Origin of the sequence: Pseudomonas sp. S3E17 (assembly GCF_024168685.1) — a bacterium.
GTDB classification, from domain to species: Bacteria; Pseudomonadota; Gammaproteobacteria; order Pseudomonadales; family Pseudomonadaceae; genus Aquipseudomonas; species Aquipseudomonas marginalis.
This window is the reverse complement of the sequence record NZ_JALJWE010000001.1, coordinates 483351-498975: the sequence shown is the minus strand read 5'-3', so window position 1 is coordinate 498975 and position 15625 is coordinate 483351. Positions and strand designations below refer to the sequence as shown.

The following is a 15625-nucleotide window of genomic DNA, read 5'->3' as shown; positions in this document are numbered from 1 at the left end:
AGACTCTTTATCCATGGTAATTAACGTCTTAGGACCACTTGGGATCAGGCCTCGTCTACCTTTAATGAACGCAATCTTTTTCGAGGAGTATATTAATTTTTCGCCACCTCCTAGAAGTCGACTCCATGCAAACTTTAGAAGAACTGTTCCATCCATGGCTTTTTGACCAACTAATATTCCACAATTACATCTACAGCTTCTCCCTTAATAGCTACTCGCCCCCAGTCACCGGTTAGCTCATAGCCACCATTACAACCAACGAAGCTCCGACAGGGTGTAAGAAACATCTCCCGAGTCGCGCCAAACTCCATTCGCAAAGCTTATCGGCCGCTGCGGATAACAAACCAACAACCCTTCGACGAACTGACGAAACGACAAGTCAAGTCGCGTTATCCAACGCATATTGTCGATTTCCAACAATCGCCAGCTGTCTCCACTGTCGAAACCGAAAGCAGTCCCGGTGCTATCCCAGCCGAACAGCCACACCTCGCCCTTAGCACCCGATTCATAGGGTCCGTCTTTATAAAACCCATCATCACCAAAGTAGTCTGCCGCAGGACACAATATGGGTTGAATAGTCAAAAGCGACAGCGCGCAGTCGTCCTCCTTTATCTCACCATGCCCCCGCTCCTGCATAAAAGTAAAGTAATCATCGGGAGCTGCTGGCCACTGCTGTCGCATCCCACTCACGTCACCAGAAGAAACAGGGGTCAGACGCTCTAATAGCACGCATGCGAGTGCATTGAAGGCTTCTAATTTTTCGTACATGGTCATGGTCGCCTCGGAGGGTTCTGCGGAAATGCTGTAGTTGTTGGACTTGCTGGGGCATGAACGCCACCTTGGTGAGCACTTCCACCCGGCACCGGATGCAAATTCCACCATTGGTTAGGTCCACCATACTGCTGTGGTATCACATGGTGCGCTTGGAAATCCACACCACTCTCCGTCTTCGGCCATATCAAGCCAGTATTCAACTCCCACTCACGCTTGAGATTATTTCGCTGGCTATTGTATTCACGCTGTAAGGCTTGATAGTCGCTTCTGGGCGCGACATAAGTGTGATCCACCTGACGCAACTCATCTGCAAGTTGCGTGCGCTGATTAGAGGGCATCGGCACACCTGAATAGTACTCGACGTCCCGGACCACCGCGCGAGCGTCACTCGAGATGCTCGTCCATCCTGATGTGGATGTTGCTGTAAAACTCGCATCATCAGCCGCTGGTGTACCGTTATCGACTAATTTCGTTTCACCAGACGGCAAGCCGCTCGCAGTTCCTTTTGCCCCCGCCGCCACAGCCCGCCTATAAGCCACCACCCCCGCCGCAGTCCCCACCCCAACCGCCAGCGCGATCTTCAAATTGTCCGCAATGTCCTGCGCCTGAGCGTCGCTCAGTTCCCATTTCGCCTTGAGCGAATCGACCATCGCACCCACCGAGTGCTCGGTCGTGGCGGTCGCTAACATTTCCTGGAATTCGTAGTTGCCGTTGATGAGGTTCTGTACTGCTGCCCGGGCCTCAGGCGAGGCGTCGTCAGCGATATCGCGGATGGCGTTGAGGTTCGCCTGGGTGTTGGCGACTTCCATGGAGCGTGCGGCGCAAGAGTCGGGGTCGGCCTGGCAGCTGACTATCGCGTCAATGTCCTGCTGCAGGCTCAGTTCTATGAATTTGCGCGTCGTGTCTTCGATGCAGGAGGCGTCGGTGCATCGCGTTATCTGCTTGGCGGCTCGCTCCAGTTGGTTGTGTGACAAGTAGTTGTATTGCGTGGCGTTCTTCGCCACCCAACTGCCGGTCTCCAGCTTGGCTGCGTCCGTATCGCTCTGCGCCGCAGCCGCGAGCACGCCGACGATCTGCGAGCTCATGGTGAGCAGGTTGTCGTTGCCCTTGACCAAGTCATCCAGGTGGCCAACCAGCGCTTCGCTCGCCGCCGCAGCCAATGCGCCGGTTTTGAAGTCGCCGCCGGTGGCTTCCGCCAGCAACCCACCGACCATGGCGTGAATCACCACCTTCGGGGCCGAGCCGTCCGCCAGGAGGTTTTTCGTGTAATCCCCGACCAGGTTGAAGCTGGCGGCCGCCAAGGTGTTGAACAAGGCATTTTTCAGCGCGTCACTGACACTGCCGCCCTGCCCCAGGGCTTTGTTCAGCAACACAGAGGTGCCGTTCTGCAGCGCCTGGTTGGCTGCGAATTGGCCGACACCGCTCCAGGTGCCCAGCGAGCCGGATGTAACAATTTTGCCTATGTCGGTCTGGGTGTGGGTGCCGGTCCATCGATCGAAATGGCCCACCGTCAGCCCGGCAGTGATCGCCGAGATCCCATAGCCCTTGATGGCATCGGACGCCGTCACATCCTTGAGAACCGCACCGAGATTGCCCCGGTTATTGACCACGCTGACGCCGGCATTGGTCGACGCGCCGGTGGCTACTGCACCGACCATGGCGCCGCCTACGCCGCCCCCCGCGGCAGCCGCCGCCATGGGTCCGATGACTGCCGACATCACGATGGCAATGATCATTTGCGAGGCGGGGCCCAGCCCGGAGTGGCTGTACTTGAAGCTGTCGTGGACTTCCCTGACCTGACGCCAGTCCACGTCCCCGCGTTGCTCTGCGTCCTTGAGCCAAGCCAATTGCGGGTCGGCCTTGACCATCGCATCGATGGACTGGGTGACGCTCTGCTGGTTGACCTGCTTGATGTCGATCTTCAAACCGTCGACGGCTTTGATCGCAATGTTGCCCCCGGCAACCAGCTGACTCTGGCGCAGCGTCTCGTCAGTGCTGCCCTTGCCCTTGGATGACACCCAGAATGCGTTGTTGTTGGTCTTCTCGTGGCTCTCCTGATGCAGGTCCTTCACCGCTTCGAAGGTCACCGCTCCACCACTGGTGATGGCGATATCCGCAGCACTTTCCAGCCTGGCCCCTTGATACAGCTGATCGCCGCCGCTGATCAGGTTGAGGTTGCCGCCTGTGGTGACCTGGCTGCCCACCGCGCGCAGGTCGGTGACTTCGTTGCGTTGGGTCTTGAGTGCGCCGAAGCTGCCTTTTTTCTTGTAGTCATACAGGCTGTAGTCGCTGTCATTGGCACTCAGCAGCTGCAACTGCCCACCGGCCACCAGATACGCATCCTTGCCGCTGCGAACCTGACTGGCGTGCAGCACGATGTCTTGCCCCGCACTGGCGGTAAGGGTGCCGCCGGCAGTGAGCTGGCTGCCCACGTGGCGGACCTGGGTGGTTTGCTCATGGACCCTGGCGCCGCCGCGTTTGCTGTTGACCTCATGATCGGTTTCGTTGGCGGCGGCCAATAGGTGGAGGTTGCCACCGGCGGCGACGGTCAGGTCTTTGCCGGCGTTGGCCTGGCTGGCCAATAGCGTGATGTCGCGCCCGGCGTGCAGGCTCAGGTTACCGGTGGCGTTGAGGTTGGCGCCGAGCTGTTCAGTGCGGCTGTGTTGGGTGACGCGGTGGCCGCCGTTTTCCGTGGTGCGGACCTGCTGGGTGTCGGTGACGGCGATGAGGTTGATGTCGCGCCCCGCACTCAGGCTGGCATCGCCAGCGCTGTTGATATCACCACGGTTGGTGATGTCGCGACCGGCATTGAGCGTGAGTTGCTGTCCGGCACTGATCCGGCTGGCGGTGTCGAGATGGGTGACGAGGGTGCCGTCGCCCTGATGCCTGGCGTGGGCGATGCGTTCGTTGAGGATGTCGCCGCTCACGCTGGTGAGATCGATGTGACTGCCACGGATCTCACCGGCCATCGCATTGCGGATACTGTCGCTGGCCAGCAGGCTGATGCGGTCACCGGCGCTGATCGTGCCGCCATTGAGCAGGCTGCCATCGCTGATGGCGGTCACATCCTGCGAGGCTTTCAAGGTGCCCACGCTGACGATATCGCCACCGCTGACCAGGTTGACATCCCGGCCTTGCACCAGGTTGCCGCCCCGCAGGTTATGGGCATCGACCGTTGCCAGGTACAGCACCGGCACCAGCACGTCTTCGCCCTGCACCTGGCGTTTTTCCATCCACACGATGTCGTGGGTCAGGGCCGCCACCTGCTGCGCGGTGAGGCCGACGCCGACACTCAGTTGCAGGCTGTCACGGGCGCTGAGGCCGTTGTCCATCAGGTAGCGGAACTGTTCCTCGTCGCTCTCCAGCCCGGCGAGAAAGCGTTGCCCGGTCTTCGCCAGCACGGCGTCACGGATCAGGCGGCTTTCGTAATAGCCGTCCCCCAGGCGCCGCCAGGCTTCGTCGTTGTTGTAGCCGATCTTGTCGAGCAGGTACTGGGAACTGAGGAAGTTGGCAAGGTGGGTGAAGAGTGGATTGGTCTCAATCAGGTAGGGGCTGCCCGGATTCCTGCTGGGGATAAACAGCCCGTATTCACCGCTGGGCAGTTGGAATTCCGGCGGTTGGGTCAGGTCTTCGCTGAGGCGATCAGGGCTCAGTTCGAGGTCGTTGGGGTTGTGGCCTGTTTCGCCCGTCAGTTGCGCCAGGGTGTTTTCACGCAGGGTGCCGTTTTGCAGGTACTCGCTGGCCTGCAGGTTGAGGATGCCGCCGGCTTGCAGGGTGGCGGCATAGACTGCGCGGCCATCCTCGCGCCAGGTCGTGAGTGTGCCGGGGTTGCTGAAGCCCTCCCCTGTCGAGCGCGCCTTGAGTTCGGCAAAGCGCACCGGGTCGAACGGCGCATTGTTGAAGGCCGGCAGGTCGTGGAACTCCATCTGGTCCCACAGGGCTTTGTCGATGCGCCCGGGGGTGCCGATGATGGTGCTGGAAGTACCGGTCTGGGAGGCCGCGCCCTGGTTGATAAGGCGGTGGGCGGCGAGGTGCATGTCGCCATTGGCGGCGAGCAGGCTGTAGCGGTTTTCCAGGGTATGCGCGTCGATACTCAGGTGTTTGCCGGCCACCAGTCGCGCGGCCTGGGTGGAGTTGGGCGCGGCGGTTTCGCGCCAGGTTTCGTTGATATAGATGGTGCCGCGCTTGAAGCTGTCGTCGCCGTCGCAGTGCTGGCCGCAGACCCACTGGATGCTGCCGCCGACCAGTTCGCGTTCGAGGGCAAGGTGGGTGCGGGCGTTTTCGAACTCGCGGGCGTTGATATGCAGGTTGCCTTCGGTTTCCACGCTGCCGGAGAGGTTACTGAAGCGCGTGCCGGTGAAACTGAAATCACCGACGCTGTAGAGATCACCTTCGAGGTTGCTGAAATGCTCGCCGCGCACGTGCAGGTCGCCGCCGCTGAACAGCAGGCCGGTGTTGGAGACGTTGGCAGTGAGCAGGAAATGACCTTGGCTGCCGACGCTCCCATGGTTATTCAACTGAGCGGCATTGATCTGCATATGCCGCGCTGCGCTGAGCACGCCGAGGTTGTGCAGTACATCGCGCACGCGCAGTTGGATGTCTTGACCGCTGAGGATCTGGCCGTGGTCTTGGGTGAGGTTTGATGCGCTGATGACGGCAGCGCCTTTGGCGGCGATGAGGCCGGTGTTCTTCAGATCGCCATCGATCTGCAGTTGCAGACGGTGGTCGCTGAGCAGTTCGCCAGCGTTGGTGAACGTGCCGGCCGTAATACTCAGCTCATTGCCCGCCCCCACGATCTTGCCGCTGTTGTCGACGGTGTCGGCGACCAGGCTCAGATCGCCTTCGGCATGAATCGTCCCGGCGTGGTTGACGGCATGATGGGCGACAATGTCCAGTTCGCGGGCGGTGACGACCTGGCCGTTGTTTCTCAGGGTCTGGCGTGCGTCGACCCTGGCGCTGCCGGCGGCGATCCGGCCGTTGTTATCGAGGCTGCCGCTGGTGATTTCCAGATGGCCACTGGCGTTGAGTTCACCCTGGTTATCCAGGCGCTGGGCCTGGATGGTCAGCTGTTTGCCCGCGATACGCCGATCTTCCAGGATGCCGCTGACAACCTTGCCCTGGTTGCTGACCGAGGTGCCTTCCACGCTCACATTCCCGGCACTGGCCAGGGTTTGCCGCACCACCAGGTCGCCCTGGGCCTGCAGGTCGACATCCCCCATCGCAAAGGTCGGGCCCTGCAAGTCAATCGACTCGGCCTTGGCAGTGAGTGCGCCGACGCTGGTGGTGTGGGACAGGCTCAGGCCGCCATTGGCGTTGATCACAATGTCGCCGGCGGTGCTGGCCATATCGCCCGCCAGCCTTACGCCTACGCCCTGTTCAGTGCCCACCAGGCGAATCGTCCCGGCGTACATCCCGCCGAGTGCGCTGGCGTCGATGGCCAGTTGCGGTTTGTCCCGGCCATCCTCGGCATGGGCGTGGGCCTGCAAACTGTCGGCGCTGACATCGTTACGGCCGGTGATGACGGTGAGGTGGTCGGCATGCAACTGCGCATTGAGCTTGGCTGTACGGGTGATCAGGTCGAACTGGCTGACATTGCGTGCATTGAGCCCGGCGCCCTCCACTGCAATATCGCCGCCCTCTACGCGAAAGTGATCCAGCCGCCCACCCTCGATCACTGGCTTGCCGGTGGTCAATGTCGCGCGAGACGTATTGATAAATCCGCAGCCATTGCAGGTGATGCCATGAGGATTGGCGACGATCACCCGCGCGGCCTGCCCGGCCACCTCGGTGTAGCCCCCCAAGTGGCTGCGGTTGCCACCGGTAACTTCGTTGAGGATCACGCTGGCGGCTCGCCCTTGCAGGCCTGGGTTGCCGAGGATCACACCCCCCAGTTGGGTGTGTTGCGTGGCCTGGGTGGCGTTGTTGAGGATCAGCCCCTGGCTGCCGACGTTGTAGTCGGTGAACAGGTTATGGGACAGCCCGCTGCCATTGGGCCCGGCGATATTCACCACCGGCACGCCATTAGGTGCATGGCCGACGCTGGTGCCAGGGCTGGCCGGGTCCACGCTCAGCTCTGCGGCGGCGGCAACAATGGGGTTGAGGAAGATAATTCCCGCCAGGCTCAGGGCCAGGCACTGGTGAAACGGGCTGCGCACGTCCATAGGCAAGGTTCCTTGTTGTTATTAGAAAAACAGCTCGATTCGGGCGTAGATCGGGTGTTCGCGGCGCTCAACGACGGCCGGGCGCTCCAGGGAACGGGCGAGCACCAGCGACGCCGCAAGGTGAGTGCCGCGTGCGCTGAACTCCCAGGCATGGCCGGTAAGGCGCCCGGCCACCTCAGGGTTATGCGGGCCGCGGCTGATCACACCGACGTCGTAGCCAAAGCCCACGCCCACTTCGTGCACCCAGGGGCGCAGCGCATCCCAGGCAACCGGTTGGCGCCAGCGCACCTGGCTGCGCCAGTAGCCGCCGCTGTTGCCCGACAGGTTCTGTTGCTGAAACCCGCGCACAGCACCAAGGCCGCCGACGCTCAGGCGTTGTGGTCCATAGAGTTCGTCTTCGGCGTGTTGGCCGGTAGCAAGGCTGTCGACACTCCAGTACTGGCCCAGCCAGCGAAAGGACTGCAAATAGCTGAGGGTCAGGGTGTATTTTTGATAGCGCGAAGTAGGCGCGCCGCGCTGCCTGGAGAGATCGCGCTGGGCGTCCAGGGCCCCGATGCCCTGTTGCCAACCGGCATCGAGATTGAGAAAGGCATTGCCGATTCGGCGGCCATGGTTGAAGCCCAGTTGACGCTCAGTGATGCGATGGCTGGAGGTGCGCAGCAACGCGTCTTCCAAGTAGTTGCGGGTGCGCAGGTGGCTCAGGCCCAGGTTAAATGCCGTCTTGCCCAGGTTATCGCGGTGCAGCACGCGTTCGGCGCGCAACTGCTGGCTGGAGGTTTCACCTGACAGCGCAAAGGCAAACCCGGAGAGGTCGTTACGCGTGCGGTAGTAGCTTTGGCCGTGGCTGAAATTGAAGGTCCACCAACCATACGGCAGGCTGTAGAACAGGCTCTGGCTGTGGGAATGGCGCCAGCGGTCGCTGACGGTGTCGCGGTTGGCCCGCAGGTTCAACTGATCCGCCAGGCCCAGGGGGCTGTCCCAATCCAGGCCGATACCGGCCTGCTGGCGACCGGTGCTGGTATCGCCATGGTTGTTACGGTTGGCCGAGACGCGCCAGGGTTTGAGGCGCTCGCCTTTAAGCGTCACGCGACTGCCGCCCACCGCCTGCCCCGGCAGGACCTCAAGCTGCGGCTGGCGCGAGGGCAAGCGCGACAGTTGATCCACCCATTGCTCCAGCTCACGCAGGTCGAGCACCTCACCCACGGTGCCGGGGAAGGTCATGGCGGACTCCAGCGGGCTGGCCAGCGATGAGCTGTCGAGTCCTTCAAGGCGCCCTTCCACCACAATGATGGTCAGCTCGCCATTTTTCAGGTCCTGCTGCGGCAGGTAGGCGCGGGTGGTGACGTAGCCGCGATGCAGGTAATGATCAGTGAGGCTTTTGAGCACTGCGTTGAGTTGAGGCACCCCCATGCACCGCCCCTGCCAGGGTTCCAGCAGCGCCTGCCGCTGGGCCGCCGACAGCAACGCAGCGCCTTCGACATTGATGCGCGTGAGGGTGATGCACTGGCCGTCGTCCAGCGGCGCGGGGGCGGTTGGTGCAGTGATCTGGCCCGGCAGGTGTTGCAACTCTTCAAGGCGGCGACGCTGTTCCTCCAACACTTTTTGCTGACGCTCACGGGCCAGTTCACGGTCGCCGGGCGACACGGTGGACGCGGCAAAAAGCGGACCTGAAAGCAGCGCCATCCCCAGCAGCGCAGGTCGGAAAACAGCTGGCATCCCTTCACCCTCACACAGGTACTCAAATGGAAAGAGCACCCATGCTGCCGAGGCTGAAACGCTTAAGGAAAAGAGGAAAAGTTACAAAAAGTTCGGCGTTTTTGACGGCGTCGCCCTGCCTGTCACACAGCCGTTTGAGGACTGTCAGAGGCTTCCGAACAATGTAAGTCGAAGGAAGAAATCGGATAGGCAGTGAGACGTGAAAAGCGTGTTTCCTGGTTTTTTCATACATTAAAAATCCCTTCCCCTACAAACGAAAGAGAAAATTCAGAGAAGATGAGTAAGGAGGTCTGTCAGAGGAGAAAGACCGGTCGCTCAGCCCATGAGCACACGGGCATACCTGAAAGCGACAGGCGTAGAACAACGCATGATCGCGGCTCTTTTACCGCGTAAAAATCGGAGTTACCCGACGAGCGGCAGGCCTCAACTCAACAACACCACCCCACCCGGCAACTCCGTACACTTGGCCCCATACGCATCCCGAATCAACAACGCCACCCCTGCCAACTGCTGCAGGCTGAACCGCGCCTGGACGCGCCGTTGGCCGAGTTGCTTGTTGAGCAGCACCAGCATCCCCGGGCGGTAGCGGTTGATTTCGTCCACCACCGTGGCCAGGGTGGCGTTGTTGAAGACCAGCACCTGTTCGCGCCAGGCCACGACCGCCTGGGTGTCCACCACCACCGGTTCGCCCAGGCCGGCCGCGTCGTAGCTCAGTTGCCGGCCGCTTTCCAGGCGCACGCTGCGCCCGGCCACGGCCACCGACAGCCAGCCCTCGATACAGGTCACGCACACCGTGCGGTCGGTGTTGCGCAGGTTGAAACGTGCCTGCGCCGCGCTCACCCAGCCTTCGCCCGCCAGCACCTTGAGCGGTTGTGCGGAATGGGCGATCACCTCGACTTCGCCTTCGAGCAATTCAAGCCCCTGGCCCACGCGGCTGACGCGCGTCTGGGTGTTGAGTTCGAGGCTGACGCCGTCGCTTAACAGCACTTGGCGCTGTTCGCCGACTTCGGTGCGATAGTCCGCCGTGAGGCCGGCAAAACCACCGGGGGAGCCGACCTGCACCATGAGCATGGCGGCCGATGCGGCAATCGCGCCGCCCAGGAACGCCCGGCGCCCAAAGCTGCGCGGCTGCGAGACTTGCTCAAGCGCCGGCGCCAGTTGCTGCCACATCGCCTTGGCCTGCTCGAACGCCTGGGCATGCTCGGGGCTTTGCGCACACCAGGCCTTGAGCGCCTTGGCATCGGCCACGGTGGCGCGGCCCGAGGTCAGCAGGACCAGCCAGTCGCGGGCTTCGTCGTGCAGGGGGCTGGCGGCGGATTGCCGAGTGGCACTGAGGTTAAAAATGTTCAAGCGCGCAAATACTCACGGTTTTATCAGGGACTCGACTCTAAGACGGTTTTCCGGCCCCGGGACCGAACCGCTGGATCACTTTTCTTTCCAGGCGCTTGGCGCAGTGGCCCAGGGCGGCCTTGATTTCCTTCTCGACCATGCGCGTGGAAATGCCGAAACGCTGGGAGATTTCCAGGTGCGGGGCTTCTTCCAGGCGGGCGGCGATAAGGATCTTGCGGCGGCGGGCCGGCAGTTCGTAGAGCGCCTTGACCAGGGACTGGATTTCTTTCTGGCCGCCCACCACCCGTGACGGGTCCTGGGCTTCGTCGGCGCTTTGCAGCAGTTCTTCCACCTCGCTGCCGGTGAGCAGGCGCGCGTCGGCCTGGCGGCGGTCGGCGGCGATGTTCAAGGCCATGCGGTACAGGTAGGCATTGGGTTGCGCCAGGTTGGGCGGCACTTCCATGCGGTCGACCCGCAGGTAGGTTTCGTGCAGCACATCGTTGGCCAGGTCCTCCGAGCCCAGGCGCTTGCGCAAACGCACCTTGAAGTCGTCGTAGGAGGCCAGGAACAAGCCGACCATCGTACTGTGCCCGGTATTTTTCATCCGCCCCAGGCTCCGTTTGCTGCTGTGCATTCCATGCGCATTCCTGTGGTGTCGGGCATCAAAAGTAAAGTCACCGGTTGGCGCAGCGAGCTCGGCGCCGGTCGTTCGACCCGCGTGGTGCCCAGGTTGCGTACCAGTGCTTCATCGCGTTGTTCGTCGCCGGTGGAGCTGACCAACCGACTGTGCTCGATCAGCCCTTGGGGGTTGACCCACACCTGTACCAGCGCGCGGAAGCTGCCGGGCCGGGTCAGCGGCGAGCGGCACAGGCTGGTCTCGATGGCCTGCTGCAAGGCCGTGGCGTAGCTGTTGTTGATCCGTGCGGCGTTGCGTGCCGCCGCACCACGGGCGGCAGGCGGCTGGCTGACCGCGGGCAACTGCAAGGTGAACGCATCATCGCGTGCATAACGCGCCATCAGGCCACTCCCCGTCAGCAACATCGCCAGAGCCTCCTGCGCCGTAAAACGTCCGCGCACACTGATGGAACGCCGGCCCCGCGTCAGTTCGCGGTCGACCAGCACTGCCATTCCGGTGGCGCGGCTGTACGCTTGCAGTGCATGTTCCAGGTCCTGCGCCGGCAGGTTCAACAGCAGCAGCGGTGACTCCGCCTGCGCGACGCGACCACCGGCCAGCAGCAACAGCAAGACCAGGGCGCATACGGCGCGCCTCCAGCCCCCCTGTTCACCCCCTGCTCTGCATCGCTGCACGGCCGACGCGCCCTAGAAAACCGTCATCCTGAGGCCAATTTATGAACCTGATGTTACGGTGATAGCAAAAAAAACATCACGGTGACGAGAGGCCCGCTGCACTAGACTTGCACACCGACCGGCCCACCCCCTCGGGCCCGCCAGGAGGCCTTGATGAAACGCTTACCGCTCCTCGCCAGCCTGTTGCTGTGCACGGCCCTGCCCTTGCACGCCCATGCCGGCAACTGCGCCGAAGTCTCGGTGGATGGCTACAAGGCGCCCGACTATGGCTGCTTGAGCCAGCAGATGGGCAACGACACGAATGCGGCCAAAGCCGCGAAGAAAAACCGCGAGGCGCAAGGCATTGCCGTGGAAAAACGCCAGCCGAACAAGGTCGGCCTGGCCACCCCGGCGGCGACCAGCGTGCGCATGGGCAATACCTTCGGCACCTCGGTGAAGCCGCAGCGGCCTTGAGGTGTTCGATGACCGTTTGAGCAACACAGCACCCATGTGGGAGGGGCATAGGTATCTACACAACTTTGTCTAAACGCTGTCCCCCCGGCAGATAGAGCTGTTGTGGTGAGCGGGCTTGCCCCGCGCTGGGCTGCGAAGCAGCCCCAGGAAAGAAGAACGCGGTGTATCAGACACTCTGTAGAGGCTGGTTTTGGGGCTGCTTCGCAGCCCAGCGCGGGCGGTGCGACGATTCGACAAGCCCGCTCACCACCACCACCACCACCACAGTTACAGTGTTCCTCCTTAACTGACGGGCATCAGGGCAAGCCCCCTCCCACATTGCCCCCAGTGTTTCCCGGAGCAGTTTTCAAGCCGCGTGGCGTTCCTTTTTCAAGCTGTCCATATCGATCACGAACCGGTACTTCACATCGCCCTTGAGCATGCGCTCATACGCCTCGTTGATGCCCTGGATGTCGATCATCTCCACGTCCGAGACAATCCCGTGCCTGGCGCAGAAGTCGAGCATGTCCTGGGTCTCCTGGATCCCGCCGATCAGCGAGCCGGCCAGGCTGCGGCGCTTGAAGATCAGGTTGAAAACGGTTGGCGACGGGTGCGGGCTGTCCGGGGCGCCGACCAGGGTCATGGTGCCGTCGCGCTTGAGCAGGTTGAGGAACGCGTCGAGGTTATGCGGCGCGGCGACGGTGTTGAGGATGAAGTCCAGGCTGTTGGCGACCTTGGCCATTTCGTCCGGGTTCTTCGATACCACCACCTGGTCGGCGCCCAGGCGCAGGCCGTCTTCGCGCTTGTTGGGCGAGGTGGTGAACAGCGTGACATGGGCGCCCATGGCGTGGGCGATCTTCACCGCCATGTGCCCCAGGCCGCCCAGGCCCACCACACCGACCTTCTTGCCGGGCCCGACCTTCCAGTGATGCAGCGGCGAGTAGGTGGTGATGCCCGCACACAACAGCGGCGCGACGGCGGCCAGGTTGGAATCGTCGTGGGAGATGCGCAGCACGAACTTCTCCTTGACCACGATGCTGTCCGAGTAGCCGCCAAAGGTATTTTCACCGCCGAATACCGGGCCGTTGTAGGTGCCGGTAAAACCGCTCTCGCAGTATTGCTCCTCGCCCTCGGCGCAAGAGGCGCAGTGCTGGCAGCTGTCGACCATGCAGCCGACACCGGCGAGGTCGCCGACCTTGAATTTCTTCACATTGCCCCCCACCGCCGTCACGCGGCCGACGATTTCGTGGCCGGGTACCGACGGGTACAGGGTGTTGTTCCACTCGTTGCGCGCGGTGTGCAAATCGGAGTGGCACACGCCGCAGTAGAGGATGTCGATCTGTACGTCGTCCGCCCCCGGCGCCCGGCGCTCGAAGGTAAAGGGCTTGAGGGCATCCGTGGCGTTCTGGGCGGCGTAGCTGTAGGTCTTGGCCATTTCGTTCACCTGTGTGATCTGACGGTAGAGGTCAGTGGACCAGCATAGACGCTGAACCGTTCAACCGAGCACGCCTGTACAATTTCCATCGCGTCGCTGCCCCTAACCTCACGGCTTTCAATCCCGTAGAAGTGCTGGAGAGTGGGCATGGGCAGCAAAGCAATCAAGGTATCTGTGGCACTGACGCTGCTGGCGAGCGCAATGATGGGCAATGCCTTTGCGGCAACCCCAAGCGTGGCCGTGGCGCCGCAATACGACACCAGCCACGTGTATGTGGCCCCGGCGGATGTGGACCGTTTCGCCCAGAGTTTCCTCGCCACCTTTGGCGGCAAGAGCACGCCCCAGGTGGTGGTGAACGTGCTGCCGGTGCCGAGCAGTACCACCTCGCAACTGCTGCAGACGCCGGCGGGCACGGTGTCGCTGTTCGGTTTCACCACGCCCATCCCGCACCCCTTCGGCCAGGAACGCAACGGCTACCTGGTCAAGGACATGGACGCGGCGCTCAAAGCCGCGCGAGAAAACGGCGCCGCCGTTATCGTCAGCGACTTCCCGGACCCGATCGGGCGTGACGCCGTGGTGCAATGGCCGGGTGGCGTGAACATGCAGCTCTACTGGCACACCAAGACCCCGGACTACGCGGCATTCCAGACCGTGCCGGAAAACCGCGTGTACCTGTCCACCGATCGCGCTGACGCCTTTATCAAATCGTTCCTGGGCTTCTCCCACGGCAAGGTCCTGGCCGATGACAAACACGCGCCTGGCGTCGATGTGGGTCAAACCACTGGCACTTACCGTCGCGTCGATATCGAGTCGCCATTCGGGCGCATGGCGGTGCTGGTCACCAACGGCCAACTGCCCTATCCCTTCGGCCACGAGACCACCGGTTATCAAATGCCTGACCTGACGGCAACGTTGGGCAAGGCCACCGGCTCGGGCGTCAAGGTCTTGGTGCCGGCCTTTGACAGCAAGGGTCGTCGCAGCGCCGTGGTGGAATTCCCCGGCGGCTACGTCGCGGAAATTCACCAGCTCCACGCCGCAAAATGATTCGCCGCACAGGCTGGGGCCTGGCCGTGCTGTGGCCGCTGCTGGTCGGCAGCGCCCACGCCGACGAGCAACCGGCACGACCGGCCATCAAGGCCAACCGCTGGCAGGAGGACTGGTCGGTGCTGCGTGATCCGGAGTTACGCATGCAGCCGCTGGACAGCTTGAAGTACATCCCGCTGTCCAACGCCAACCCGTTCACCTATTTGTCATTGGGGGCGACGTTGCGTGAGCGCTTCGAGATGAACGATGCCAGTGGTTTTGGGGTGAAGGACGTGAAGCGAGATCGCTACCTGATCCAGCGCTTCCAGGTGCACGCCGACCTGCACTTGAACGAACACTGGCGGCTCTTCACCCAACTCGAAGACGTACGCGCCTACGACAAGACCACGGTCGGCGGCGCCGATCAGAACCGCGTCGATCTGCGCCTGGCCTTCGCCGAATACGTCAATGTCTTCGGTAGCGGCACCCTCAAGGCGCGTGTCGGGCGCCAGGACTTCGCCTTCGACTTGCAGCGTTTCATTTCATCGCGGGATGGCCCGAATGTGCGGCAATCCTTCGATGCGCTGTGGGCCGATTGGGAAACGTCCAACTGGCGCTTTATCGGGATTGCCAGCCAGCCGGTGCAGTATCAGGACGAGCGGCACTTCGATGACACATCCACCCGTGACGCGCGCTTCCACATGCTGCGGGTCGAGCGGCTGGTGGGCGGCAAGAATGAGCTGTCGGCCTACTACGGCGTGTACGAACGCAGTGCCGCGCACTATCTGGATGCGGACGGCGATGAAACCCGCCACCTGTTCGACGCACGCCTGGGCGGTGCGGCCCTGGGGTTCGACTGGGACATCGAAGCCATGCTGCAAAGCGGCTCGGTGGGCAGCAAGGATATTCGCGCCTGGGCCGGCGGCAGCCGCACGGGGTACACCTTCGAGAGCCTGGCGTGGAAACCGCGCATCGGCCTGCAACTGGACATCGCCTCGGGCGACCGCAAGACCGGTGACGGCACCGTCGGCACGTTCAACCCGCTGTTCCCCAACGGCTACTATTTTTCCCTGGCCGGCTATACGGGCTACAGCAACCTGATCCACGTCAAACCGTCGATCACCGTCAAGCCCATCGACAAGCTCAGCGTGCAGACCGCCGTCGGCCTGCTGTGGCGCCAGACCACCAGCGACGCGGTGTACACCCAGCCGAACCTACCGGTCGCCGGCACCGCAGGTCAGGGTGAACGCTGGACCGGTGCCTATGGTCAGCTGCGTACCGACTATGTGTTTACGCCGAACCTCACCGGCGCGGTTGAAGCGGTGCACTACGCGGTCGGCCGCACCTTGCGCGATGCCGGCGGCGATGACAGCAATTACCTGGGGGTCGAGCTCAAGTTCAGTTGGTGACCCCAGGCAAGCACACCCGTACAAGCCCCCGGCCCGGT

The 15625-nt window shown here is 62.4% G+C and carries 10 protein-coding genes; 3 read left to right on the top strand and 7 right to left on the bottom strand.

The genetic code is table 11. The features are described from left to right. Window positions 1-249: 249 nt before the first annotated feature. The 6 genes from J3D60_RS02065 to J3D60_RS02040 form a co-directional block, all read right to left on the bottom strand. On the bottom strand, window positions 250-774 hold the full coding sequence (locus J3D60_RS02065) for a hypothetical protein (protein WP_027607552.1): 525 nt from the start codon (window positions 772-774) through the stop codon (window positions 250-252). Then, window positions 771-6935: a DUF637 domain-containing protein gene (locus tag J3D60_RS02060; RefSeq protein ID WP_253489261.1), complete on the bottom strand. Its 6165-nt coding sequence runs from the start codon at window positions 6933-6935 to the stop codon at window positions 771-773. The genes J3D60_RS02065 and J3D60_RS02060 overlap by 4 nt, the downstream gene beginning before the upstream one ends. Window positions 6936-6956: 21 nt before the next feature. Next, window positions 6957-8618 (bottom strand): ShlB/FhaC/HecB family hemolysin secretion/activation protein, encoded by a 1662-nt coding sequence (locus J3D60_RS02055; protein WP_253493938.1) that lies wholly within the window; start codon window positions 8616-8618, stop codon window positions 6957-6959. A 456-nt stretch (window positions 8619-9074) separates the two neighbouring features. Further along, on the bottom strand, window positions 9075-10001 hold the full coding sequence (locus tag J3D60_RS02050; protein WP_253489258.1) for a FecR family protein: 927 nt from the start codon (window positions 9999-10001) through the stop codon (window positions 9075-9077). A 37-nt stretch (window positions 10002-10038) separates the two neighbouring features. Beyond that, on the bottom strand, window positions 10039-10584 hold the full coding sequence (locus J3D60_RS02045; RefSeq protein ID WP_027607555.1) for an RNA polymerase sigma factor: 546 nt from the start codon (window positions 10582-10584) through the stop codon (window positions 10039-10041). Further along, entirely contained in the window at window positions 10581-11225 is a 645-nt protein-coding gene (locus J3D60_RS02040) for a secretin and TonB N-terminal domain-containing protein (RefSeq protein ID WP_065939841.1), read from the bottom strand. The genes J3D60_RS02045 and J3D60_RS02040 overlap by 4 nt, the downstream gene beginning before the upstream one ends. A 216-nt stretch (window positions 11226-11441) precedes the next feature. Between J3D60_RS02040 and J3D60_RS02035 the strand changes: the two genes are divergently transcribed. After that, window positions 11442-11741 carry a hypothetical protein gene (locus J3D60_RS02035; protein ID WP_027607557.1) on the top strand — a complete coding sequence of 100 codons (300 nt, stop codon included), beginning with the start codon at window positions 11442-11444 and terminating at the stop codon, window positions 11739-11741. A 346-nt stretch (window positions 11742-12087) separates the two neighbouring features. Here the strand turns inward: J3D60_RS02035 and J3D60_RS02030 are convergent, their stop codons facing one another. Beyond that, window positions 12088-13155 (bottom strand): NAD(P)-dependent alcohol dehydrogenase, encoded by a 1068-nt coding sequence (locus J3D60_RS02030; protein WP_253489255.1) that lies wholly within the window; start codon window positions 13153-13155, stop codon window positions 12088-12090. A gap of 147 nt (window positions 13156-13302) precedes the next feature. Here J3D60_RS02030 and J3D60_RS02025 point away from each other — a divergent pair, with 147 nt between their 5' ends. Beyond that, window positions 13303-14199, top strand: coding sequence for a glyoxalase (locus J3D60_RS02025; protein ID WP_253489252.1), 897 nt, complete (start codon window positions 13303-13305; stop codon window positions 14197-14199). Then, window positions 14196-15587 (top strand): alginate export family protein, encoded by a 1392-nt coding sequence (locus tag J3D60_RS02020; RefSeq protein ID WP_253489248.1) that lies wholly within the window; start codon window positions 14196-14198, stop codon window positions 15585-15587. The genes J3D60_RS02025 and J3D60_RS02020 overlap by 4 nt, the downstream gene beginning before the upstream one ends. Window positions 15588-15625 lie beyond the last annotated feature (38 nt).